The following is a 21,033-nucleotide window of genomic DNA, read 5'->3' as shown; positions in this document are numbered from 1 at the left end:
CATGGTCGACCGCGTCGTACGGACCCGGCTCGTACTCGACACCTCCGGCTGGGCGGCCGGGACAACCCGTGCCGACGCCTCCAACCGGGCGCTCGCATCCAGTGCGACGGCCGCGGCCACCACCGCAGACCGGGCAGCGCAGCGCACCGCGGCGGCCGTGGCCGGGACTTTCACCAACATGGCCCGGCAGGGCGAGGCGTCCATGGGCCGCCTCGACGCCGCGGCGACGCTGTCGAGTCAGGCCCTGGCCCGGCAGACGACCGCCATGACCCGGCAGGTGGCGGCAGCCGCTGCGGCTGCCGCGTCGTCGACTACGCAGGCCGCGGCCACGGCCGCTGCTGCCACCACGGCGGCGGCCACCGGTTCGGCTTCCGCCGCAACAGCTGCTGCGGCGACCACGACCCAGGCCGCGGGCGCGGCAGCAGCGGCGACCACCCAGGGCGCCGCCACAACGGCAGCGGCCACCCGGCAGATCGCCACCGCCGCGGGCACCATCCCGGCCGCCTTCCGGGCCGCGACGACCGCCGCGACCGGCTCGCTCGCTGGCCTGGACGTCACCGCTGCTGCCTCCCGTGCCGCCGTCGCCCGCACCCTGGTGACGCAGCGGCAGGCCCTCACCGGGGCGGCCACGGCCGTCACCCAGGTGTCCACCGGCATGACTGCGGCCACCGCGAGCGCCGCGGCGGGCACGGCCCGGCTGTCGCTGGCGACGCGGCTCGCGCTTGGCGAGGCGGCGACCGCGTCCCAGGCTGCTGCCGCGAGTGCTGCCGCTGCGGCTGCACGGGTGTCGACGTCGTCGGCGCTGGCCGCCCGCGGCGCCACCAGGGCGGCGGACGCAGCCGCCGCGGCTGCCGCCCGGGCGGACGCGCGTACGGCGGCGGCTGCCGCGGGCACGGTGGGCACCTTCGGGCGGATCGGCACCGCGGCCACCACCATGGGGTCGCGGGTCGCGACCGGTGCCGCCGCGTCCGAGCGATCGCTGAAGGGCGCGCGGTCCGCGTCACTGCTCCTGGTCGCCGCGTTCGGCCTGGCCGTCTACGCCAACAGCCGCTTCGAGAAGGCCATGTCCGGCGTGAAGGCCGCGACACAGGCTGAGTCGGCCGAGCTGGTGAAGTTGCGGGCGGCAGCACTCCAGGCGGGTGCGTCCACGCAGTTCAGCGCCACCCAGTCCGCGGACGCCATCACCGAGCTGGCCAAAGCTGGCGTCTCGACCTCCGACATTCTCGGGGGCGCCCTGCGCGGCACTCTGTCGCTGGCCGCGGCCGGGGATATGGACGTCGCGGACTCCGCGGTCGTCGCGGCGAAGGCCATGAACAGCTTCGGGCTGTCCGGTAAGGACATGGCGCACATCGCCGATGTCCTCGCCGCAGCTGCGGGCAAGTCCGCGACGGATGTCCACGGCATGGCGCTCGCCTTCTCCCAGTCCGGCCTTCTGGCACATCAGACCGGCCTGAGCCTGGAGCAGACCGCGGGCAGCCTCGCCCTCTTCGCGCAGAACGGGCTGGTCGGAAGCGACGCCGGTACCAGCCTCAAGACGATGCTGATGCGTCTGACCCCGCAGTCCCAAGAGGCGCGGGACATGATGGACAAGCTCGGGTTCAGCGCGTACGACAGCGCGGGGCAGTTCGTCGGTCTCTCCGAGACCGCCGCCCGGATGCAGAAGTCCTTCGGCTCGCTGACGCCCGAGGCCCGCAACGCGGCGATGGGCGTCATCTTCGGCTCGGACGCGATCCGCGCCGCGACCATCGTCACCGAGGCCGGGGCGGCCGGGATCGACACGTGGACGAAGGCGTCTGCCGACCAGGGCTACGCCACCCGGTACGCGGCCACGCAGACCGACAACCTGTCGGGTGACCTGGTCCGCCTCAAGAGCGTCCTGGAGACGGCACTGATCCAGTCCGGCAGTGCGGCCAACGGTGTGCTGCGGGACATGGCCAAGGCCCTCGCCGACGCCGTGCGCTGGTACTCCGAGCTGTCTCCGAGCACGCAGAAGACCGTGACGGTCCTGGGCGGCATGGTCGGCGTGAGCGGCCTGGTCGCGGCGAGTCTGCTGCTGATGCTCCCTCGCATCATGGCCGTACGGCGAGAACTGGTCAGCCTCGGTCTGACCGCTGCCCGCACGAAGACGCTGATGTCAGGGCTGGGGCGTCTCGGCCTGGTCGTCGGCGTCCTGACCGCGCTGACGATCGCGTCGGACAAGCTGACCAACGCGATGAAGAAGCCCGCGCCGGACGTCGACAAGCTCACCAACAGCTTGATCGACCTCGCCGACACCGGCAAGAAAACCGGCGCGGCAGGCAAGGAACTGGACGGCTTCGGCGACGCCGTTGCCCGCATCGCGCACCCCTCGACCCTCAACCGGCTCGACGACGTCGCCTCGTCAGTCGGACACCTTGGCCTGACCGGGTCGAAGGTCGGGTCGCTGACGGAGGCCAAGGACAAGATCACCGCCCTCGACAAGGCCCTGTCGGCTCTGGTGGCCAACGGTGCCAGCGACAAGGCCGCTGAAGCCTTCAAGGTCTACGCGGCCGAGGCGGAGAAGGGCGGCACGTCGACCGCGAAGTTCCGCAGCCTGCTGCCGGGGTACGCCAAGGCGCTGACCGAGACCGACACCCAGCAGAAGCTCGCCACCGGCAGCCAGAAGGCACTCGCCGACCAGTCGGACGCAACGGCGGACAGCCTGCGGGACACCACCACGCAGGCCGAGAAGCTGGCAGGCGCGCTCGACGCCCTGAACGGCGTCAACATCGACGTGGCGACGAGCGAGATCGGCTTCCGGCAGTCCCTTGCTGACATGCGTCAGGAGGTCAAGGACAACGGGCTCTCGCTCGATGTCACCACCGACAAGGGCCGCAAGGTGAAATCCGCGTTCCTCGACGCGGCGAAGTCGGCCATGGATCACGCGAAGGCCGTCGCCACTCAGAAGGACAGCGTGGAGGCTGGCAACAAGGCGCTCGCCGAGTACATCGCGATCCTGAAGCAGCAGATGCTCCAGGAGGGTTTCGAAAAGGAGGCCGTCGACGGGCTGCTCAAGTCGTACGCCAGGGTGCCCGGCCAGGTCACCACGGCCGTGAAGGTGAAGGACGAGTCCAGCAAGGAGCTCGCCTCGATCCAGGACAAGCTCGCCAAGACCAAGGACAAGTCGATCACGGTCAAGGCGCTCACGGCCGCAGGCGAGAAGAGCCTGAAGCAGTTCGGGTTCAACGTCACGCACCTGCCGAACGGCACGGTCAAGATCTCCGTGCCGACCAGCAAGCAGGATGCGGCCCTGCGCGCCCTGAAGGCCCGCCTCGACGACCTGAAGTCCAAGACGCTGCGGATCACGATCGAGCAGCAGGTCAAGTCGGGCAAGCTCGACAGCCGGACCGCGAAGAACATCATCAACCTCGACGGCCGCGCGGACGGCGGCATCGTGGGCATGAAGCACGCGGCCAACGGTCTGTTCGTGCCGGGGTATCAGCCGCACGTCGACAGCGTGCCGACGATGCTCAGCCGCGGCGAGGGCGTCCTGGTGCCCGAGGCCGTGAAAAAGCTCGGGCTGCTCTCCGGCCTCGGCTCGGCGGGCGTGATCAAGCAGCTCAACTCGTGGGGCCGGTACGGCTCAGCGCTGCGCATGGCCAACGGTGGTGTCGTCGGCGGCGGGGTGCAGCGCTTCGCGGACGGCGGGATCGCTTACACGCCGACGGCGAGCCCGACGCTCGGCGGCACGGGCGACGCGATGGACCGCTACAACGCGGCCCTCGCGAAGCTCCAGGCGGCGTGGAAGACGCTGACGACGGCGTCGGCGGCCTTCGCGACGCAGTCGAAGCAGCTCGCGGCGGCGGAGTCCAAGGCGAGCCAGATCCGCAGGGATGGCGCGCGAAGGGTCGGCCAGGCCGAGGACAACCTCGACCGCGTCCGCTCCCGCCATCACACGGCCGCCCAGCTGGCGGCGGCCGAGGACCGGCTGACCAACGCGCGTGCCGCGGCGGCGAAGGCGAACAAGGCGGCGACGGCGAGCGTCAACAAGGAGAGGACGGACGTCAAGACCGCCCGCAATGCGGTCGCCACGGCGAAGTCCGGGGTCTACAGCGCCGATGCGGCGCTCGGTGTCGCCAAGGGTGCGAAGGCCCCGACCGGCTTCAACCTCGGCGCGTATCAGTCGCAGCTCACCAAGAGCGTGGCGGCCACGAACGCCTGGCGTGCGAGCCTGACCAAGATTGCCACGCGTGGCGGGCAGGAGCTGTCCGGTGTGTTGGAGTCCATGGGCGAGGACGGGTACGCCCTCGTGCAGGCCCTGGCCAAGGCGAACAACAAGCAGTTCGCCGACATCAGCAACAAGCTGCTGAAGCAGGCCGGGATCGCGAAGGCGAGCCTCGCCGACTTCAACGCCCAGGTCAACGCGAGCACGAAGGTCAACGCCACCTTCGCGGCGGATCTCCAGAAGCTCGCGGGCGAGGGGTACGGCGACCTCGCCAAGGCCCTGGCCGCGCAGGGGGATGCGGCGGCGCAGGCGCTCGCCCACGAGGCTGCGGGGTCGACGAGCAAGGCGGCGGCGGCCAACAGCACGGTGAAGTCGGCGGGCGCGGTGCTGACCGGCGACGACCTCGCCAACTCGCTGGTGCTGCTCAGCACACTTCGGGGCGGTGCTGGCCGCGGGTACGCCGAGCTGCTCGCAGCCGGACTCACGACGGCCACGATCCAGGCCCTGGTGCCCCGGATGATGGGCCAGCTCAACAGCCTCCCGGCCGAGTACAAGACGACGTTCCTGGCCCAGTGGGCGCAGCAGGGCGGTGTGACCGCCATGGCCCGCGGCGGCATCCTCACCCGGCCCACCGCCGTGCTCGCCGCCGAGGCGGGGGCCGCAGAGTCGTGGATCCCCTGGAACGGGTCGGCGCGGTCGGCGGCGCTGCTCGCGCAGACGGCAGCCGGGATGGGCTACACGCTCGTGCCCGCCGGCCGGTACGCGGGTGGCGGTGGGCAGCAGCAGGCCCAGGCCGGGCCGGTCACTCATCACACGGAGGTGCACCTGCACGGCGCCAAGCAGACCGCAGGCGAGCAGGCCGCGGACATCGCCCGCCACCTCATTTTCGTCGGATAGGGGGGCGCGATGTACGTACCGGGCACCGGTCTGGACGGGCTCAGGGCCGACCTCGGGCCCATCCCCCTTGGCGGGGTGGATGAGCTTGGGGTCGCCTGGGTCCTCCAGACGCTGGACGGCTGGGACTCCCCGGAGATCCGGGCCCAGGTGCAGCAGCGCGAAGGTGACCATGGTGCCTGGTCGGGGGCCCGCTATCTGGGCGAGCGTCCGATCACGCTAGCCGGGACGGTAGTTGCGCCGGATCCGGCAGCGCTCGACGACGCGCGGGAGCGCCTGCTCTCCGCGGCGAGCCTGAGCGACACCACGGTGGTGGTCTACGAGCAGACGCCGAAGCAGGCGCTCGCGCACCGGTCCGCGAAACCGCTGTGGAAGTACGAGACGGACGTCGCCGCGACGTACAGCGTGATGATGACGGCGGACGATCCGCGCAGGTACGCGACTGTGGCGCAGTCCGGCACGACGATGCTGCCGATCACCACGGGCGGCATGACCTATCCCCGGACGTACCCGCTGGCGTTCAACGCGGTCACGGTCAGCGGGCAGGTCGACTGCGCCAATCTCGGCAGCTTCGAGACGCGGCCGGTGCTCGTGATTGACGGCCCCGTCAGCCAGCCCGCGGTCTTGGCGCAGATGCCCGACGGCAGCGTCCGGCCGATGACCTACAGCCAGGACCTCAGCCTCGGCGACCAGCTCGTGATCGACGTCGACGCCAAGTCGGTGATGCTCAACGGCAACGTCAGCCGCCGGCGGTTCCTCGCGGTGCCGCTGGGCTGGCCCGTCATTCCGCCGGAGGCGCTGGTGTCTTTCCGCTTCGTTGCCGCCACCTACACCGCGACCGCCGCGCTCACCGTGCGCTGGCGTTCCGCCTGGATCTGAAAGGGGGCCGCCGATGGCCACGAACTCGATTGCACCGCTGTACGTCGACCAGCTCACCTACGCCGCGGCCCAGGACCGCCGCGGGCACCTGATGCACACGATGGCCGCGGGCGGCGCCCTCACCGGCCGGTCCGGCGTCCGGCCCGGTGACACCGGCCTGACCGTCACCCTCGCCGGATCGACCATCAGTGTGTCCGCGGGGCTCGCCGCGATCTACCAGTCGACCCGCGGGGTGTATCTGGCGGGCATGCCCAGCGCCACCGCGACGGCCGCGTCCCTGACCGCCGCCCACGCGACGCTGGCCAGGATCGACCTGGTCTATCTGCGGGTGTACGACGACGCGGTCGACAGCAGCGGCCTCTACGGCGGTGAGCCGGTGTACCTCGCGGGCACCCCCGGTGCGGGTGTCGCCCCGACGCCGCCAGCCCCGCAGATCTGGATGCCATTGGCGACGATCACCGTGCCGCCGGTTGGCGGCGGCGCCGCCTCCGTGTCCACGACAGTCCGCCCGTACACCGTCGCACCGGGCGGCATTCTGCCCGCCGTGACAGCACCCGCGAGCCCCTACGTGGGGCAGGCGTGGCACGACGGCACCGACCTGAAGGTCTGGTCCGGCACCTCGTGGGACACCTACCAGAAGGTGCTCAGCGTGCCGTATATCGACCTCACGCCAGGCAGCGGATTCACCTCCCCCCAGGGCACCTTGCAGAAGGCGCAGTACCGGCTCCGCACGGTGGACGGCGTGCAGCGCGTAGAGCTGCGGGGCAGCATGAAGTGCACGACGGATGTGACTACGCAGGCGACTTTCGCAACGATTCCCGTGGGCTTCAGGCCGAGCGTGCTCCGCACCGTCCCGGTGACCAGGGGCTTCAACTCGACATCGTCGGGCATCAGCCGGATCGAGATCGACACGGCCGGGGTCATGAGCGTTTTCGGCGCCGCCAGCCCCGCCCAAACGAGCTGGTTCTGCATGGACGGCCAGTCCTATGACCTCTGACCTTCTCGCCGCCGACCTCGCCCCGGACTTCGGGCCGACCGCCGATCCTGTCGAACTGGCATGGTACGGCTGCGACTTGAAAAGCGGCGGGATCATCGAGGAGCTGCCCGCGGTCACCCCGACGCAGCCGCTAGGCCGCAAGCTGGGCACGGTCACCACAGGTGCCGCGTCGCTGGCGCTGGCGGGCGCACCCCGCGGCTGGGAAGAGGCCACGACCGACGGGCTGTGCATGCTGGTCGCCGTCGATACGGCGACGGACACCCCGGTCTGGCCCGGCATCATCCTCACCCGCGCAGGCGGCAGCGCGGACACCGTCGACCTGCAAATGGTGACACCTGAGGCGTATTTCGACCGCCGGTACACCGGCGACATCGCGATGGTGGGCCAGGACCAGGCGACCGTCATGGCCGCCGTCATGGCCTCCGCGTTCACCGACGGCCCGTGTTTCGTCCTGGACTCCGTCGCGACCGGTGTCCAGATGGGCTACTCCGTCGCGGACTCTGACGACCGCACGTGCCTGTCGGCCGCACAGGAGCTGATGGCCATGCAGGGCGGGCCTGAGATGACGGTCGACGTCGCCTGGAACACCGAGCACAACGGGTTCGTGCTGCCGGTCCGTATCCGCGCCGCGATCGGCACCCAGACGCAGACTCCCGAGGGCACCTTCGACTTCCCCGGTGCCGTGTCCAACTACGTGCTCGCCGAGTCGTACGAGCAGGGCAAGGGCTCGAATGTGATCGTGGCCAGGGGCGAGGGCGAGGGCACGAGCCGCCTGTCGTCGTCGCCGTATTCGGCTGTCGATCTGATCGCGGCCGGATGGTGCCGCTGGACCTACCGGTACACCCCCGCGCAGGGCGTCACGGACCCGGCCCAGCTCAACGCGCACGCCGCCAGTTCGCTCGCGCTCATGCGTCTCGGCTCGCAGGTGTGGAGCCTGGAGGCCACCGCGAGCAGGGCGCCGAGGATCGGCCGGGACTTCGTCCTCGGCGACAGCGTCCGCCTCGCGGTCGAGCACTCCCCGCGCCACCCCCGCGGCGCGGACGTCGTCGCCCGCTGCTGGTCCTGGCAGCTCGACCCCGGCGCCGACACGATCACGCCCATCCTCGTACAGGAGGACTGATGCCCACACCCGCGGACCAGCTCCCGCCCGACCTCACCACGCTCGCCCGCCAGGTGGCCGACCTCCGCCGCGAGCTGAGCGAACTGCGCGCGGGCAGGCGGCTGGAGTCAGCCGCGATCGGTGCAGGCGGCCTGAAGATCACCAAAGGCGGGCGACTCGCGACGGAGACGCCGGGCGGTCAGCGGGTGCTCGACAGCGGCGCGATCAGCAGTGCGGCTTACGCTCACCCTGACGGGTCGCCGCAGCAGGCATTCTTCATCCGGCGCGAGGACGGCACGCTGGCGCTGAGTCTGTACGCGAATCCCAGTGGTAGCGGTTTCGCACAGTTCGTGGCGCTCTGGGACCGGGCAGGGAACATCGTCGTCTCCGACGACGCAGCATCGGGCGTCGGCGTGGCCCGCCCCTACATTCCCTTCACGCTCGCGCCCGCGCTCGGCACCGGCTGGGACTACTGGCCCCGCACGACGAGCGCCACGATGGCCGATCTCCTGGTCGGGCAGATCTACAAACAGCAGCCCAAGGCCGCCGTCGTCGTCGTTGCCGCGACGGACACCGCCGGTACGACCGGCCAGCTCCAGCTCACCATCAGCGGGACCGCTGTCGGCGCCGCCCAGGCCGTCACCACGAGCGGCAACTTTTTCACCTTCACCGCCGATCTGACGGCATACGACCACATGCAGCAGATCGCCGTCTCTGTCGCCGGGCGCCGTACGGCCGGGACAGGCGCGCTGAGGGCCAATTTCTACACCGCGTCGACCATCCAGAGCTGAGGACCACGTGAGCACACCACCTGATCTGGTCTGGCCTGACGGGCCGCTGATGCCGGTCGCGCCGACTGACCCGTCGCCGCCGGCCCCGGAACCCGACCCCGCGCCGTCCGTGCCGGGTCCGGACGCCCCGCCGCCAGACCCCGGCACCTGACCACCACCCCCTGAGCCCCCGTCGACCGGCGGGGGCTTCGTCATGCCCTGGGAGGGCGAATGGCCGTACCGCTGACCGCTGATCAGATGCTGGCCGCTCTGCGCGCGGAGGGCGTGCGCGTGGTGGAGCATCCGGGCTGGCGCACGCATGACCGGGCCGGGCACGGGGCGTGGGGCCCGGTGCACGGCTTGATCATCCACCACACGGGCGGCACCGCGCCGTCGGACGGGGAGATCGTCTGGGCGGGACGGGCGGATCTGCCGGGCCCGTGCGCGCACGCCTACCTCGCCAAGGGCGGCACGCTCACCCTGACCTCGGCCGGGCGCGCCAACCACGCGGGCGGCGGAGACCCCGCCGTCCTCGCGGCCGTCCAGGCGGAGAGCTTCACGACGGCGCCGCCTGCCCCGCACCAGCACGAAGGCAGCGCGGGCGCGGTCGACGGCAACGCCCGCTTCTACGGCCTGGAGTGCTCCAACCGGGGTGACGGCGCGGACCCCTGGCCACCCGCGCAGTACGACCAGGCGGTCCGCTGGGCGGCCGGGATCTGCCGCGCCCACGGCTGGTCCGAGAAGTCCGTGATCGGCCACAAGGAATGGTCGGACTGGAAGCCGGACCCGGGTTTCGGCATGGCCGAATTCCGGGCCGCTGTCGCCACCCGGCTCGCCCACCCGGCGAGCTGGAATCCCACCACCCCGGAGGACAACGAGATGACCTTCAGCGCCACCGACGCACGCACGAACTGGGCCTTCAAGGGGTCGACCGACAAGGTCGACATGCGGCAGTACCTCGTCAGCACATACGAGACCGTGCAGCGGCTCGTGGCGACCGAGACCGCGCAGACCGCCGCGATCAGCGCCCTGGCCAAGGCCCTCAGCGACGCCCACCCCGGCGTCGACACCGCCCAGGTCGTGGCCGCCGTCCAGAAGGCCATCGCCGACGCCGTCATCCACGTCGACGTCACCGTCGGCGACACCACCACCAAGGAGAGCTGATGAGCGACATCAACCTGCCCCCGCTCGGCACCATCGAGAAGAACGCGAAGACCTTCGCCCGCGACCTCACCGAGCGCGTCCTGTCGTCCGCGCTCGGCGGGTTCGTCGGCGGCCTGGTCGTCACCCAGCCGCTGAACGGCTCCATGTGGTACACCGCCGCGACGGCGGGCGCCGCGGCCGGAGTGTCCGTCGTGAAGGGCCTGATCGCCCTGCTCGTCGGCGACCGGTCCAGCGCGAGCCTCGCCAAGGGGGTGTGATGCGGGCCGCGGTGGCCCGGCGGGTGCGCCGCGACCGCCGCGGCCTGTACCTCGCCATCGCCGGGGCCGGGTGGGTGCTGTACGGCGTGCAGGTCGCGGCTGATCCGCGGCCGGGGACGGTACGCGGCGCGGCCGTCCTGGCCGAGCTGGCGCCGCTGCGCGTCTGGGGCTGGGTGTGGATCTGCTGCGGGGCTGTCGCCCTGCTCGCCTCCGTGAGCACGCGCCCGGCCGTGCGCACGGTGGGCTTCACGATGGCCGAGTTCCCCCCGCTGCTCTGGGCGCTGGGGTTCGCCGCGGCGTGGCTGGGCGGGCAGTATCCGCAGGCGTGGGCGGGGGCGGCCACGTGGGCGTCCGCCGCGCTGCGGCTGATGGTCGTGGCGGGCTGGCCGGACCGTACGCCAGTGGCGGGAGGGGAGGGGACGGGTGGATAGCGGTACTGGCTGGACGGCCGTGATTGTGGCGCTGCTGGCCTTGCTCGGGACCGCGTACACCGCGCACCAGTCCCGCGCGGCTGGCCGCGAGACCGCGCGTCGGGATGATTTCCAGCTCCTGTACGACCGGCAGGACCGTGAGCGGGAGCGGCGGGAGGAGGAGGTCACGCAGATGCGCACCGAGATGCGGGGGATGCAGCGCTCACAGCGCCTGATCGCCTCGTACGTACGGGACTTGCGGGAGGCGATCCGGAGACTGGGCGGGGAGCCTCCGCCGCCGCCAGCGGGACTGGACCTGTCTCCGTGGGACGAACTCGACTGACTGACTGCGCCCCCGCTCTCCTTCGGGAGGGCGGGGGCCCTTTTTTGTGCGGGAGCGGATCCCACTGACCTCCTTGAGGGAGGTCAGTCCTCGAGGTCGGTGTCACTGTGACGAGAACTCCCCGTGTTGTCGTACCCCGCCCGTAGGCTGTTGAGATCCCATCCTTCGCTGACTGCGCGGCTGGGCGGCCCCTGCTGGTTGAGCGGCAGGGGCCTCAGCGCAGGGCCTCGATCGCCCGGACGATCAGCGCCCGCGCGTCGGCGCCATGGACAGCCAGCTCGCTGAGCTTGGCCATCGCACGCAGATACAGATCGACCTCGCTGGGGGCCGTCACCGTCACCCGCGCGGCCAGCAGCTCGACGTGGACCCGCGCGTCGTCGAAGACCGTGAACTGCTCCAACGGCCACATCATCTGCTCCCGAGGCGCTGCGGCCGGGATGATCCCCAGCGACATCGACGGGAGTGCCATCGACGCCAGGAGCGAGCCCAACTGGCTGGCCATCACCTCGGCGTTGCCGACCCGGTGGTGCAAGACGTTCTCTTCGAGGAGCGTCACGAACCGGTGGTCACCTTCGTAGATGACGCGGGACCGTCGCATCCGGGCCTCAACGGCGTCGCTCACGTCGTCTGGGGTACCGCGGAATCCGGCGATGGTCGCCATCAATGCCTCTGCGTAGCCCGGTGTCTGGAGGAATCCGGGGACGACGTGGGAGGCGTACACCCGGAACAAGCGGGTCTGCTCGTACAGCGGCGCTGCTGCTTCCTGGAGTCGCTTCATCCCTGAGCGCTGGAGCCGTCGCCATTGCATGTACATGGAGTCGGCCTGCCGGTTCGCGGCGATCAGATCCAGCGTGTGGGCGTCGGCGCCGCATGCGTTGCACCACGCTCGGATGTCGGCGTCCGACGGGGCCGTGCGCGCGTTCTCTATGCGGGAGGACTTCGCGACAGACCAGTCGCAGCGGGCGGCCAGTTCGCGGCCGGTGATCCCCGCGTCCAGGCGCAGTTCGCGCAGGCGCCTGGCGAGGGACCGCCGCGCTTCCTGCACGCTGGACGTGGGGAACTGAGACATGGGCTGTTACTTGACCTCGTACTCGGCGTGCGGGGTGGCGCAGTCCCAGATGGTCTCGAACGCGGCGGCGTACAGCTCGACTTCGGCGCCTTCGCGCAGCTCCTTGCCGAGCCAGTCACCGTCGCCGGAGAAGTGGTGGACGCGCATCAACTTGCCGTCGAAGATCCAGAAGTCGTTGGCGGGCAGCAGCACGCCGCCAGCGTCCCGACGCGACAGCCACCGCACCTGCTCGCCCGCAGCAACGTTGGAGTGGGTGACGTAATGCTCCCACCGGATGTACTCCGTGACCGGCTCCGATACAACTCTTGCCCGGCGCACGCGGACGCCGCGGGCAACGGCGTCAGCGATCTGGTCATGGAACGGCTGCCACCACGAAGCACGGTCGTCCCAGTCGATCCGCTCGCCCTTCTGCCACGCCTCAAGGCGGGGATTGGTGAAGTAGGAGTCGCGAGTCTCCAGGTGGACGGCCGACCGCTGGGCGCCAGCCAGGAGCTCACCGAACTCCGGGATCGAGCTCATCGCACGCCTTCCTGATGATGGGGATCATCCGCTTCGGGATCCTAAGGACGGCCTCTCCGGGCGGGATCGGCGCCCTGGCCGGAGAGAGAGCGTCGGCGGTGGCGGTGGTCGCGTCGTCGGCGAGGTAGCTCTGGATCAGCAGATCTGACGCGTCCGTGTCGACCCACACGGTGGGGCATCCGTCCTGGTCTGTTTCGGGGTCGATCCCGACAAACTGAATGTTCACGGTGGCTGACCTCCTGCGCTAGCTGGTTGCAGCGATTTGCACCACAGTTCCGCCGGTTGGGGTGCGTGGTCAAGAGGGCATCGGTTGGCTACCCGCACGGACAAGGTTGCATGTAATTCGCTGCAACTTTGTGGCGGCGGCGCGTAGTTGCTCCCTAGCGTCGGAGGGCGCCCGCCTCGTCGCCGATCGGGACGGGCAGAAGAATGCCCCGCGACCGCGCCACGGTCCGGGGTGTGGACGACCGCGAAGGGGTCGACATGACACAGACTACTGGCGGGCACTGGCTGGACACAGGTGATGGCCCTGTCTCAGTGGACCCGGCCGGGACGGCCCTCGGGGAACCTGTGGCTCCCCGAGCCACGCACCCCGCGGGCCCTGCGTGGAGCGCCCACGTCACCCACCGGAAGAGCTGCCCGCAGTGCACGCACCACGTCCTCCGCTGCGCCGAGGGCAACGCCCTGTGGCAGACCTACCTCGACGTCTCCCGGTGACCCGCTGGTGCGGCCCCGGCCGCCACGCAGTCGCCGACCACGACGCACAGGTCATCGACACCCAGGTGACCGGCTCCGGTCCAGGCGTGGCCGTGTACGCCTGTCACGCGCACGTCCGCGACGAAGGGATCGTGCCGCGCCCGCACATAGGCCGCGAGGCCGCCGCACCGTTCCCGCCCGCGGGCGGGCCGTCATGAGGGCCCGCCCGCTGTGCTTCTACTGCGGGCAGCCGGTCGCCCCGGCCGACGCAGAGGAGGTCTTCGTCGAGCAGGGCGGCGCGCAGGGCGGCGCGGACGTCGTCGTGCACCGCGGCCGGCGGAGGTGCGGGCCCGTGACGCCAGTTCGCCGCACGCCGCATCCAATTTCCCACTGAGCGGGTCGCGGCGGTCCGCCCAAGCGCGCTGACGCGCTCCGTGTCCTCACACCCGACCCGTAAGAAGGAGCGCCATGCCCGAGCCCACCGGCGATGATGCCGACGACGACGCCCTGTTCGAGCAGGTCGCCAGTCTCGGCGCCCTGACGAACTTGGCCCATGACGACAGTCTCCCCGCGGGCATCCAGGACGCCGCTCAGACCGCGGCTGAGATCGCCGCCGCGGACCTCGCCGACAGGCATCGGCGGAACTAGCCCGGTCCGCTGCCGCGCCTCGTCTCCGCATGGCGGGCGGCAGCGGATGGACGGGGGCCGCGAGAGCCCCGGTTGGAAACGGCCGGGGCTCTTTGCTGCGCATGGGCGGCCTCTACCCGCCGACCACTAAGAGTCGCTGCCGTCGCAGCGATGACAGGGGACAATGAACTCAGTGCAGGTCACGCCCCACAGCGGAAGTCGGGTTGCGTGAGCGATGCGTGAGCGGGCGTCCCGGAACCCCTCGGATTGACCGGAGTGAACCGGGGTCCGTACCCCTCTGACCTGGAGTCGGGGGAGTGGGCCAGAGTAGTTGGAGCGTCCCGGCAGAAAACCCGGAGACTCATAATCCGTCGGTCGTGGGTTCGAGTCCCACCCGCCCCACCCTGCGCCGTGCCGCGAAGCCGGCACTTCGCGGACGGTCTCCGGGGGCGGCGATCATGGCGCCGACACCCCCCGCGCGAGCATCCGTCCGAGTGGCGTCCGCGGCACGTCCTTGACGGGGCCGGGTGCGGTCGCCCGTGGCGGCCTCGTGGCACAACTCGGCGGGGGTCAGGGCTGATCGGCGTGAGACCGCGCGGCGCGGCCCCGCTTTCCGCGTGCGCGGGGCGCGGGGCGCGGGTCAGGCCGGCCAGGTGCCGGTGAGCCGCCGGGTGGCGGTGGCGCCGCTCCGGCTGACCGCCGCCTTCACGACGGCGAAGATCAGCCCGTGCAGCGCGGCCGCGATCAGGACCTCCTTCCAGGCGCGCTCCTCGTCCAGCGCGTCCGGGGTGTCGTCGTCGTGCCCGACCACCTTCCACGTCTGCTTGAAGGCGGCTCCGGCCAACGCGCCACTGGCCACGCTGAGCAGCAGGCCGACCGGGCGGTAGACGATCTTCGCGGCGTTCACTTGCGGCCCCTCTTCCAGCGGACGGTGAAGAACACCACGGCGGCGCCGATCGCCGCGGCGACGGCCGCGCCGGGGCGGCGCTTGACGGCGTCGGCGGCCTGCTGGGTCTTCTCGGCCAGGGGCTCGGGGGTCTTCTCGCTGACCTTGGCGGCCACTGCCGCGGTGCCCTCAGCGATCTTGGCCGAGGCGGCGGCGGCCTTCTCCCGCACCGGTTCCGGCGTCTTGTCACGGACCAGCGCGCCGACTTCGGCCGCCTTCGCCCGGGCCGAGGCCGACGCGTCGGCCGCCGTGTCCTGAGCGGTGTCCTGGGCCTCGTCCTTCGTGGTCTGGGCGCGGTCCTTCAGCTCGGTGACCTTGCTCTGGACCTTGTCCTTGACCTCGGCGGCCTTGTCGCCGACCTTGTCCTTGACCTCGGCGGCCTTGTCCTTCGCCTGGGCGGCCTTGTCGCCGACCTCGTCCTTGATGTCGGCGGCCTTGTCCTTGGCGCGGGCCTTCACGTCGGCCTTGGCGGCCAGTTCCTCCACCGTCTCGCCGAGCTGCTCACGGGTGCTCTCCACCTGGGCGCGCAGTTCCTCGGGGGTGGACGGGTCCTTCTCGTCATGCGGGTCGATGGTCATCGCTTCGTCTTTTCCTTGATGGTGGCGACATCGGCCTTGACACCGGCGATCGCCTGCTCGGGAGCCGGCGGCGTCGCGCGGCTCACTTCCTTCTTCCCCGCCAGCGCCAGCGTGGCGGCGAGCGCCAGCAGCGCCACCGCGACGATCAGCGCCGACAGCCACACCGAGAACGTGAGGGCGAGCGCCGCGACCGCCGTGGCGGCCAGCGCCTCCAGACCGATGAAGGCCAGCAGCCCCGCACCGCCGAACAGCCCGCCGCCCATGCCGAACCGTTTGCCCTTCTGGGCCATCTCGGCCTGGGCGAGCCGCATTTCCTCGCGCACGAGCTGCGACATCTGCTGTGTCGCGCGCGACACCAGCTCACCGACCGACGGCTCGCCCGAGCCGTCCGCCGCTCCGGAGCCGTCCCCTGCCGCCCGAGTTCCGACGGGATCCATCACCACTCACCGGTCCTTCCGTCTCCTACGCGCCCGGCTACCCGGGCCGGACGGGCGCACACGCGCTTCGGCAGGCGGCCGCGTGCCGGGCACATCGGTTCGGCTCGGGCGGGGGACGTACGGGGAAGGCGCGGGCACCCTCAGGCGAAGGTGTTCTTGTAGAAGAGGCTCGCGTCGAAGCTGGGATCGGTCGTGGTGCCGGTCTTGCCGGAGAAGCCGAAGGTGAGGCGGGGCTGGCCGTCGGCCACCCAGATCGCGCAGCCCTGCGGCTCGCGGCCCGGGATCGTCGCCCCCGCGGTGGTGTGGAAGACCTCGCCGTGCCCGCCCCCGGCGTCGTTCATGCTGACGGCGGCGAGGTAGGACGGGCCGCCCGACCTGCCGTAGAGGAGGTAGGCGTACTCGCCGTACAGGGTGACGCCCTGGAAGGCGGCGTCGTCCGGGATCTTCAGTTGGGCGTTGGTGGGCAGCGCGCGTTCGGCCTTCCTGTCGTCCTGGGAGAGCCGTCCCGCCACCGCGTCCGCCAGTGGGAAGACCACCAGCCGCCAGGGGTTGAGCGACGTGGACTGGGTGGCGTAGCGGACCAGCAGCATGTTGTTGACGGGGTCGATCGCGGGGCGGGGCAGGCCCGCGTAGGTGGTGATGGTGGGCGTACGGTCCTGGATCGGGATCACCGACGGGTTGCCGTAGGTCAGGGTGATGCCCTCGGTGTAACGGAACCGGGTGAGCCGGTAGCCGCTGTCCTCATACGCCCCCTTGGCGACGTTGTAGTTGTCGCCCTCGATCCACAGGTACGGCGCGGAACCGGCGCCGGTGGGTTCGACGGCCATCGAGGAGCCGTGGCCGAACTGGTGCAGGGCCATGGTGCCGAGCACGTTGCCCGCCAGGTCGGTGCGGACGATCCAGATGTCGCCGTAGTGGATGTGCGCCTTTGACGGGTCCCCGTCGTCGGAGTCGTTCTCGTTGTCCCCGGGGCGGTGCTGGGCGAAGTAGATGTGGCCGTTGACGTTGTCGTAGGCGAAGGACTGCATGGCCCAGGAGGTCTCGTGCAGCGGCTTGCGCCAGAACACCTGGTCCCCGCCGCCCTCCAGCGAGAAGGGCGGGGTGACCGGCAGGTCGGCGGCGGCCGGTCCCGCGGCGGCGAGGACTCCGGCCGCGCCGAGCGCCCCGGCGGCCGTGAGGCCCGCCCCCGCGCGCAGCAGCCCCCGGCGGCTGGGTCCGGTTCCGGCGCTGTGCGTGACGTGTTCGGCGGGCATGACGGCCACGCTCCTCGGCTTCGCACCCCGTCACGCGGCACGACGGACCCCGTGGCCGGCGTACCGAGCGCGTGACGAGTGGATGAGGCCCCGACGCTAGGCCGGGCCCCGGCGGCCGACAAGACCGCGACCGCCCCCGGTCCGGCCGCCGTTGTCCTCCGGCCCGGCAAGCGGAGTACGGCCCGGCGCCGCCGCCTCATGCGGGCCCCCGCAGGTCCGGTTCGGGCTCGCGAGGCCGGGGCGGCCATGATCCGGAACGCCGTCCCGGCGGAACGTAAAAACCTGGCCAACGACCTCCGTGTCCGCGCGGCTCACCCGCCCTGGCCTCGGTGCCCCTGCCGGGCCGCCGCCGACCGAAGGCTGACCGGCGCTGAGAGGCGCCGTCCGGGGGCGCGGAAGGGGCCGGCCGTGTGTCTGCCCCGGAGTGGGATGGATTACACCCGGGGGGTCCGGGGGATGGGCTCGGCGTATACCGGGCGTTTATCGGATCGTGGATATGTTTGCGCCCATGCCCAGCACGCCTCCGGCTCCCGATTCCGCGTTCGCCGACGCGGCCGAGCTCAATGCCCGGATACGTCGGCTCAGCGCGGGTCGCACCTCGTGGACCCCGGACGAGCTGACGGAACTGGCCCGCCTCCAGGCGGAGTGGCAGCTCGCGGTGGAAGGCGAGTCGGAACAGGTCTGACCCCGGACCGCGGCGGTACGGGGCCGTACCCGTACGTGACGTACCCGTACGTGACTCCCTGACTACGCCGTCGCGCCGCGCTCGCCCAGCGACGACAGCAGCTGGAGCTTCTCGTAGGAGTCGGTGCCGGGGGTGGCGGTGAAGACCAGGAGGGTCTGGGACTGGGCGGGGTCCTGGAGGACCTGGCAGTGCAGGTGGAGGATGCCGACCTCGGGGTGACGGATCCGTTTGAGGTCGTCGGGGTGGCGGACGCCGATCTCGTGGGCGCTCCAGAGGGTGGCGAATTCGGGGCTCACGGCGAGCAGGGCGTCGACGAGGGCGGCGGCCCGCGAGCCGGGACCCTGGCGGGAGAGCGTCTCGCGCAGCCCGGCGGTGAAGATCCGGCTGTGGGTGGGGTGGTCGGCCTCGGGGTAGATGCGGCGGGTGACGGGGTCGGTGAACCAGCGGTAGCCGAAGCTGCGGGCCATCCCGGTGTGCCCGGTCTCGTCGCCCAGCAGGGCGAGCGCCATCCGGGTCTGCGTCAGCGTCTCGCCGAGATCCGTCATGACCTGCGCGGGAGTGTCGTCCAGACGCCCGAGAATCCGCATCAGACCGGGGCTGACGTGGTCGCTGCCCGATCCGCGCTCCGGGGCGCTGTGCCCCGCCATCCGGAAGAGGTGGTCGCGCTCGTCGAGCGAGAGATGCAGGCCGCGCGCGATGGCGCCCAGCATCGGCGCGGACGGCTGCGGGCCGCGGGCCTGCTCGATCCGGCTGTAGTAGTCGGTCGACATGCCGGACAGCGCGGCGACCTCCTCGCGCCGCAGCCCCCGCGTTCGCCGCCGCGGCCCGCGCGGCAGCCCCACGTCCTCGGGTTGCAGCGCCTCACGCCGGGTGCGCAGGAAGTCCGCCAGCTGTTCTCGGTCCATGACCCCAGTCTCCCGCCTGTACGTCCCCGGTCTTCCGCCTGTCCGGTCCCGGTCTCCCGCCTGTACGTCCGCGCCCTCCCGCCCGTACGGCCACGGCTTCCCCCCGTACGTCCGCGGCTCAGCTCTCGGCGGCCACGTCGTCCGGGAAGCGCACCCCGGCCAGCTCCTCCGACACCTGCCAGACCCGCCGCGCCTCCTCCTCGCTCCGCGCCGACCGGTACAGCGGCTGCTCCACCACGGGGCCGGTCAGATGCCCGAGGCCGCCGGGGCCGTAGAAGGCGCCGCCGACCGCCCCCGGCGCGGTCGCCGCGTACAGCACCGGCCGCAGCCCGTCGTCCACGGTCTGCACGAACAGCCCGAGCCTGGACTGCCAGCGGAAGGCGCGGTCCATCCAGGTCGTCCGCTTCGCGCGGCCCAGATTCGGCCCGGCCGTCTGGAGATTGGTCGAGGTCAGGCCCGGATGCGCGAGGGTGCTGGTGATGCCCCAGCCGCCCGCGACGCTGCGCCGGTGCAGTTCCAGGCCGAACATCAGCACCGCCAGCTTCGACTGGCTGTAGACCTTCATCGGCGCGTAGCCGCGCTCCGCCTGGAGGTCGTCCCAGGCCAGCGCCCCCTGGCGGGCGCCGATGCTCGACTGGGTCGCCACCCGCGCGCCGCCCGCGGCGCGCAGCAGCGGGAGCAGATGCGCGGTCAGCGCGAAGTGCCCGAGGTGATTCGTCGCGAACTGCAACTCCAGGCCGTCCGCGGAGGTCTGCCGGGTCGCCGGGGTCATCACCGCCGCGTTGTTGACGAGGATGTCGACCGGCCTGCCCTCGGCGACCAGCGTCCGGCCGAGCGCGGCGACCGACTCCAGCGACGCCAGGTCCAGCTCCCGCGTCGACACCCGCGCGCCGGGCACCTCGGCCCGGATCCGCTCCACGGCCGCCGCGCCCTTCGCCGCGTTCCGTACCGGCAGCACGACCTCCGCGCCCGCCCGCGCCAGCCGCCCGCCGAGCCCCCGCCCGATCCCGTCGCTCCCGCCCGTGACGACGGCGAGTTTTCCGCTGAGATCGGGCACGGCGGTGTCCAGTGCGTTCTTACGTGTCATGACGGTTCGCTCCTGACGGTGAGTGGGGGCGGGCGATGCCGCATTCGCGGGGGCGGGCGAGCGCTTTCCAGCGGAGGGGGAGGAGGGGGGAGAGGAACACAGAGGGACGGCGTGCGGATACGTATCCCGTGCGGCGGGCGAGGGAACCGCCAGGTCGGAGGAGCAACCCGCCCGGCTGGAGCGGGAACCCGCCGGGTCAGAGCGGGAACCCGCCGGGTCAGAGCAGGAACCCGCCCGACGCCTCGATTCGCTGTCCCGTGATCCACCCGGTCCCGTCGGACAGCACCGCGGCGATCACCCCGCCGATGTCCTCGGCGGTCCCGACCCGGCCGAGCGCGGCCTGGCCGGAGAGCGCGGCCCTGACGCCTTCGTCGTCCCGCATGAAGCCCCCGCCGAAGTCGGTGCCGGTGGGGCCGGGCGCGACGGCGTTCGCGGTGATGCCGCGCGGACCCAGCTCCTTGGCCAGATAGCGGGTGAACACCTCCACGGCGCCCTTCATCGACGCGTACGCCGACAGGCCCTCGCTGGTGAAGCGGGTCAGCCCGGTGGAGAGGTTGACGATCCGGCCGCCGTCGGCGAGCAGCGGGACCAGCCGCTGGGTGAGGAAGTAGATGCCCTTGAAGTGGACGTTCAGCATCGTGTCGAAGCCTTCCTCGGTGGCTTCGAGGAAGGGTTCCGTCACGGCGGAGCCCGCGTTGTTGACGAGGTAGTCGAAGTCCGACCGCCCCCAGCCCTCCTTGAGCAGCCGCCGCACCTCGTCGGCGAAGTCCGCGAATCCGGCGGTCCGCGCGGTGTCCAGGCGGAGCGCGTACGCGGTGCGGCCGAGCGCCCTCGCCTCGGCGACCACGGCCGCCGCCTCGTCCTCGTGCGACCGGAAGGTGATGATCGGATCGACGCCGTCCGCGGCGAGCCGCAGCGCGGTGGCGCGGCCGAGCCCGCGGTTGGCGCCGGTGACGATCGCGATCCTGGCCGGTGCGGTGCTGTCCGTGGTCGTGTCCGTGTGCGTGGTCATGACTCCAGCGTGGGCGGCGGCGACGGCCGGATGAAGGCCCCACTTGTCCAGGGATCGCCGATCCCACCTTGAGCGGGGGAGCGGCCCGCGCGGCCCGCGCACATCCGGTGTCATCCGGTGTCACGTGGTGTCCTTTTTACCCAATACGGAACCGGAGCATAGAGACTTCGCGGGCCCCGATCCGCAGGATAGGTATGCCTAAGTCAGGCCAGGCACACCTAAG

Annotated in this window: 21 protein-coding genes; 11 read left to right on the top strand and 10 right to left on the bottom strand. The window is 71.5% G+C overall.

Translation table 11 applies throughout. The features are described from left to right. Position 1 precedes the first annotated feature (1 nt). The 9 genes from ACIO6U_RS03700 (at position 2) to ACIO6U_RS03660 (ending at position 10,996) form a co-directional block, all read left to right on the top strand. A complete protein-coding gene (locus ACIO6U_RS03700; RefSeq protein ID WP_401715292.1) occupies positions 2 to 5,080 on the top strand; it encodes a phage tail tape measure protein in 5,079 nt (1,692 codons plus the stop codon). 9 nt (positions 5,081 to 5,089) lie between these two features. Then, positions 5,090 to 5,956 (top strand): hypothetical protein, encoded by an 867-nt coding sequence (locus ACIO6U_RS03695; protein WP_401715290.1) that lies wholly within the window; start codon positions 5,090 to 5,092, stop codon positions 5,954 to 5,956. Positions 5,957 to 5,969: 13 nt separating this feature from the next. Further along, a complete protein-coding gene (locus ACIO6U_RS03690; protein ID WP_401715288.1) occupies positions 5,970 to 6,953 on the top strand; it encodes a hypothetical protein in 984 nt (327 codons plus the stop codon). Continuing rightward, positions 6,943 to 8,073 carry a hypothetical protein gene (locus tag ACIO6U_RS03685; RefSeq protein WP_401715287.1) on the top strand — a complete coding sequence of 377 codons (1,131 nt, stop codon included), beginning with the start codon at positions 6,943 to 6,945 and terminating at the stop codon, positions 8,071 to 8,073. The genes ACIO6U_RS03690 and ACIO6U_RS03685 overlap by 11 nt, the downstream gene beginning before the upstream one ends. Continuing rightward, entirely contained in the window at positions 8,073 to 8,843 is a 771-nt protein-coding gene (locus tag ACIO6U_RS03680) for a hypothetical protein (RefSeq protein WP_401715285.1), read from the top strand. Before ACIO6U_RS03685 ends, ACIO6U_RS03680 begins: the two co-directional genes overlap by 1 nt. A gap of 210 nt (positions 8,844 to 9,053) precedes the next feature. Beyond that, positions 9,054 to 9,986, top strand: coding sequence for an N-acetylmuramoyl-L-alanine amidase (locus ACIO6U_RS03675; protein ID WP_401715283.1), 933 nt, complete (start codon positions 9,054 to 9,056; stop codon positions 9,984 to 9,986). Next, positions 9,986 to 10,243, top strand: coding sequence for a hypothetical protein (locus ACIO6U_RS03670; RefSeq protein ID WP_401715281.1), 258 nt, complete (start codon positions 9,986 to 9,988; stop codon positions 10,241 to 10,243). Before ACIO6U_RS03675 ends, ACIO6U_RS03670 begins: the two co-directional genes overlap by 1 nt. Next, positions 10,243 to 10,674, top strand: coding sequence for a hypothetical protein (locus tag ACIO6U_RS03665; RefSeq protein WP_401715279.1), 432 nt, complete (start codon positions 10,243 to 10,245; stop codon positions 10,672 to 10,674). The genes ACIO6U_RS03670 and ACIO6U_RS03665 overlap by 1 nt, the downstream gene beginning before the upstream one ends. Continuing rightward, complete coding sequence (locus ACIO6U_RS03660; RefSeq protein ID WP_401715277.1) at positions 10,667 to 10,996, top strand: hypothetical protein; 330 nt, start codon at positions 10,667 to 10,669, stop codon at positions 10,994 to 10,996. Before ACIO6U_RS03665 ends, ACIO6U_RS03660 begins: the two co-directional genes overlap by 8 nt. Before the next feature lie 214 nt (positions 10,997 to 11,210). Here the strand turns inward: ACIO6U_RS03660 and ACIO6U_RS03655 are convergent, their stop codons facing one another. From ACIO6U_RS03655 to ACIO6U_RS03645, 3 genes are read right to left on the bottom strand one after another with little or no spacing between them, the layout of a single operon-like run. Then, positions 11,211 to 12,065 (bottom strand): helix-turn-helix domain-containing protein, encoded by an 855-nt coding sequence (locus ACIO6U_RS03655; protein WP_401715275.1) that lies wholly within the window; start codon positions 12,063 to 12,065, stop codon positions 11,211 to 11,213. 6 nt (positions 12,066 to 12,071) lie between these two features. Continuing rightward, positions 12,072 to 12,584 carry a DUF6879 family protein gene (locus tag ACIO6U_RS03650; RefSeq protein ID WP_401715273.1) on the bottom strand — a complete coding sequence of 171 codons (513 nt, stop codon included), beginning with the start codon at positions 12,582 to 12,584 and terminating at the stop codon, positions 12,072 to 12,074. Then, entirely contained in the window at positions 12,559 to 12,810 is a 252-nt protein-coding gene (locus ACIO6U_RS03645; RefSeq protein WP_401715271.1) for a hypothetical protein, read from the bottom strand. The genes ACIO6U_RS03650 and ACIO6U_RS03645 overlap by 26 nt, the downstream gene beginning before the upstream one ends. 938 nt (positions 12,811 to 13,748) lie before the next feature. Here ACIO6U_RS03645 and ACIO6U_RS03640 point away from each other — a divergent pair. After that, positions 13,749 to 13,928 (top strand): hypothetical protein, encoded by a 180-nt coding sequence (locus ACIO6U_RS03640; protein WP_401715269.1) that lies wholly within the window; start codon positions 13,749 to 13,751, stop codon positions 13,926 to 13,928. A gap of 619 nt (positions 13,929 to 14,547) precedes the next feature. Here the strand turns inward: ACIO6U_RS03640 and ACIO6U_RS03635 are convergent. The 4 genes from ACIO6U_RS03635 to ACIO6U_RS03620 all read right to left on the bottom strand — a co-directional run bounded on the left by ACIO6U_RS03635 (position 14,548) and on the right by ACIO6U_RS03620 (position 17,121). Further along, positions 14,548 to 14,814 (bottom strand): DUF4235 domain-containing protein, encoded by a 267-nt coding sequence (locus ACIO6U_RS03635; protein WP_355344736.1) that lies wholly within the window; start codon positions 14,812 to 14,814, stop codon positions 14,548 to 14,550. Beyond that, the gene (locus ACIO6U_RS03630; protein ID WP_391160213.1) at positions 14,811 to 15,431 is read right to left on the bottom strand and encodes a DUF3618 domain-containing protein; all 621 of its coding nucleotides are present in this window, start codon (positions 15,429 to 15,431) and stop codon (positions 14,811 to 14,813) included. The genes ACIO6U_RS03635 and ACIO6U_RS03630 overlap by 4 nt, the downstream gene beginning before the upstream one ends. After that, positions 15,428 to 15,868 (bottom strand): phage holin family protein, encoded by a 441-nt coding sequence (locus ACIO6U_RS03625; RefSeq protein WP_355344864.1) that lies wholly within the window; start codon positions 15,866 to 15,868, stop codon positions 15,428 to 15,430. Before ACIO6U_RS03625 ends, ACIO6U_RS03630 begins: the two co-directional genes overlap by 4 nt. 140 nt (positions 15,869 to 16,008) lie before the next feature. After that, the gene (locus ACIO6U_RS03620; RefSeq protein WP_401715267.1) at positions 16,009 to 17,121 is read right to left on the bottom strand and encodes a hypothetical protein; all 1,113 of its coding nucleotides are present in this window, start codon (positions 17,119 to 17,121) and stop codon (positions 16,009 to 16,011) included. A gap of 508 nt (positions 17,122 to 17,629) precedes the next feature. Here ACIO6U_RS03620 and ACIO6U_RS03615 point away from each other — a divergent pair. Further along, entirely contained in the window at positions 17,630 to 17,806 is a 177-nt protein-coding gene (locus tag ACIO6U_RS03615) for a hypothetical protein (protein ID WP_355344748.1), read from the top strand. A gap of 62 nt (positions 17,807 to 17,868) precedes the next feature. On the opposite strand, the gene ACIO6U_RS03610 is transcribed toward ACIO6U_RS03615, so the two are convergent. From ACIO6U_RS03610 to ACIO6U_RS03600, 3 genes are all read right to left on the bottom strand, one after another. Next, positions 17,869 to 18,711, bottom strand: coding sequence for a helix-turn-helix transcriptional regulator (locus ACIO6U_RS03610; protein ID WP_355344751.1), 843 nt, complete (start codon positions 18,709 to 18,711; stop codon positions 17,869 to 17,871). Positions 18,712 to 18,829: 118 nt separating this feature from the next. Beyond that, a complete protein-coding gene (locus ACIO6U_RS03605) occupies positions 18,830 to 19,798 on the bottom strand; it encodes an SDR family oxidoreductase (protein ID WP_401715264.1) in 969 nt (322 codons plus the stop codon). A gap of 217 nt (positions 19,799 to 20,015) precedes the next feature. Next, positions 20,016 to 20,810, bottom strand: a complete 795-nt coding sequence (locus ACIO6U_RS03600) for an SDR family NAD(P)-dependent oxidoreductase (RefSeq protein WP_401715262.1) — start codon at positions 20,808 to 20,810, stop codon at positions 20,016 to 20,018. Between the last annotated feature and the right edge of the window lie 223 nt (positions 20,811 to 21,033).

The organism is Streptomyces sp. NPDC087422 (assembly GCF_044744145.1).
GTDB lineage: Bacteria > Actinomycetota > Actinomycetes > Streptomycetales > Streptomycetaceae > Actinacidiphila.
Note: the sequence above shows the minus strand (reverse complement) of the source record. Positions and strands in the feature narration are given on the sequence as shown.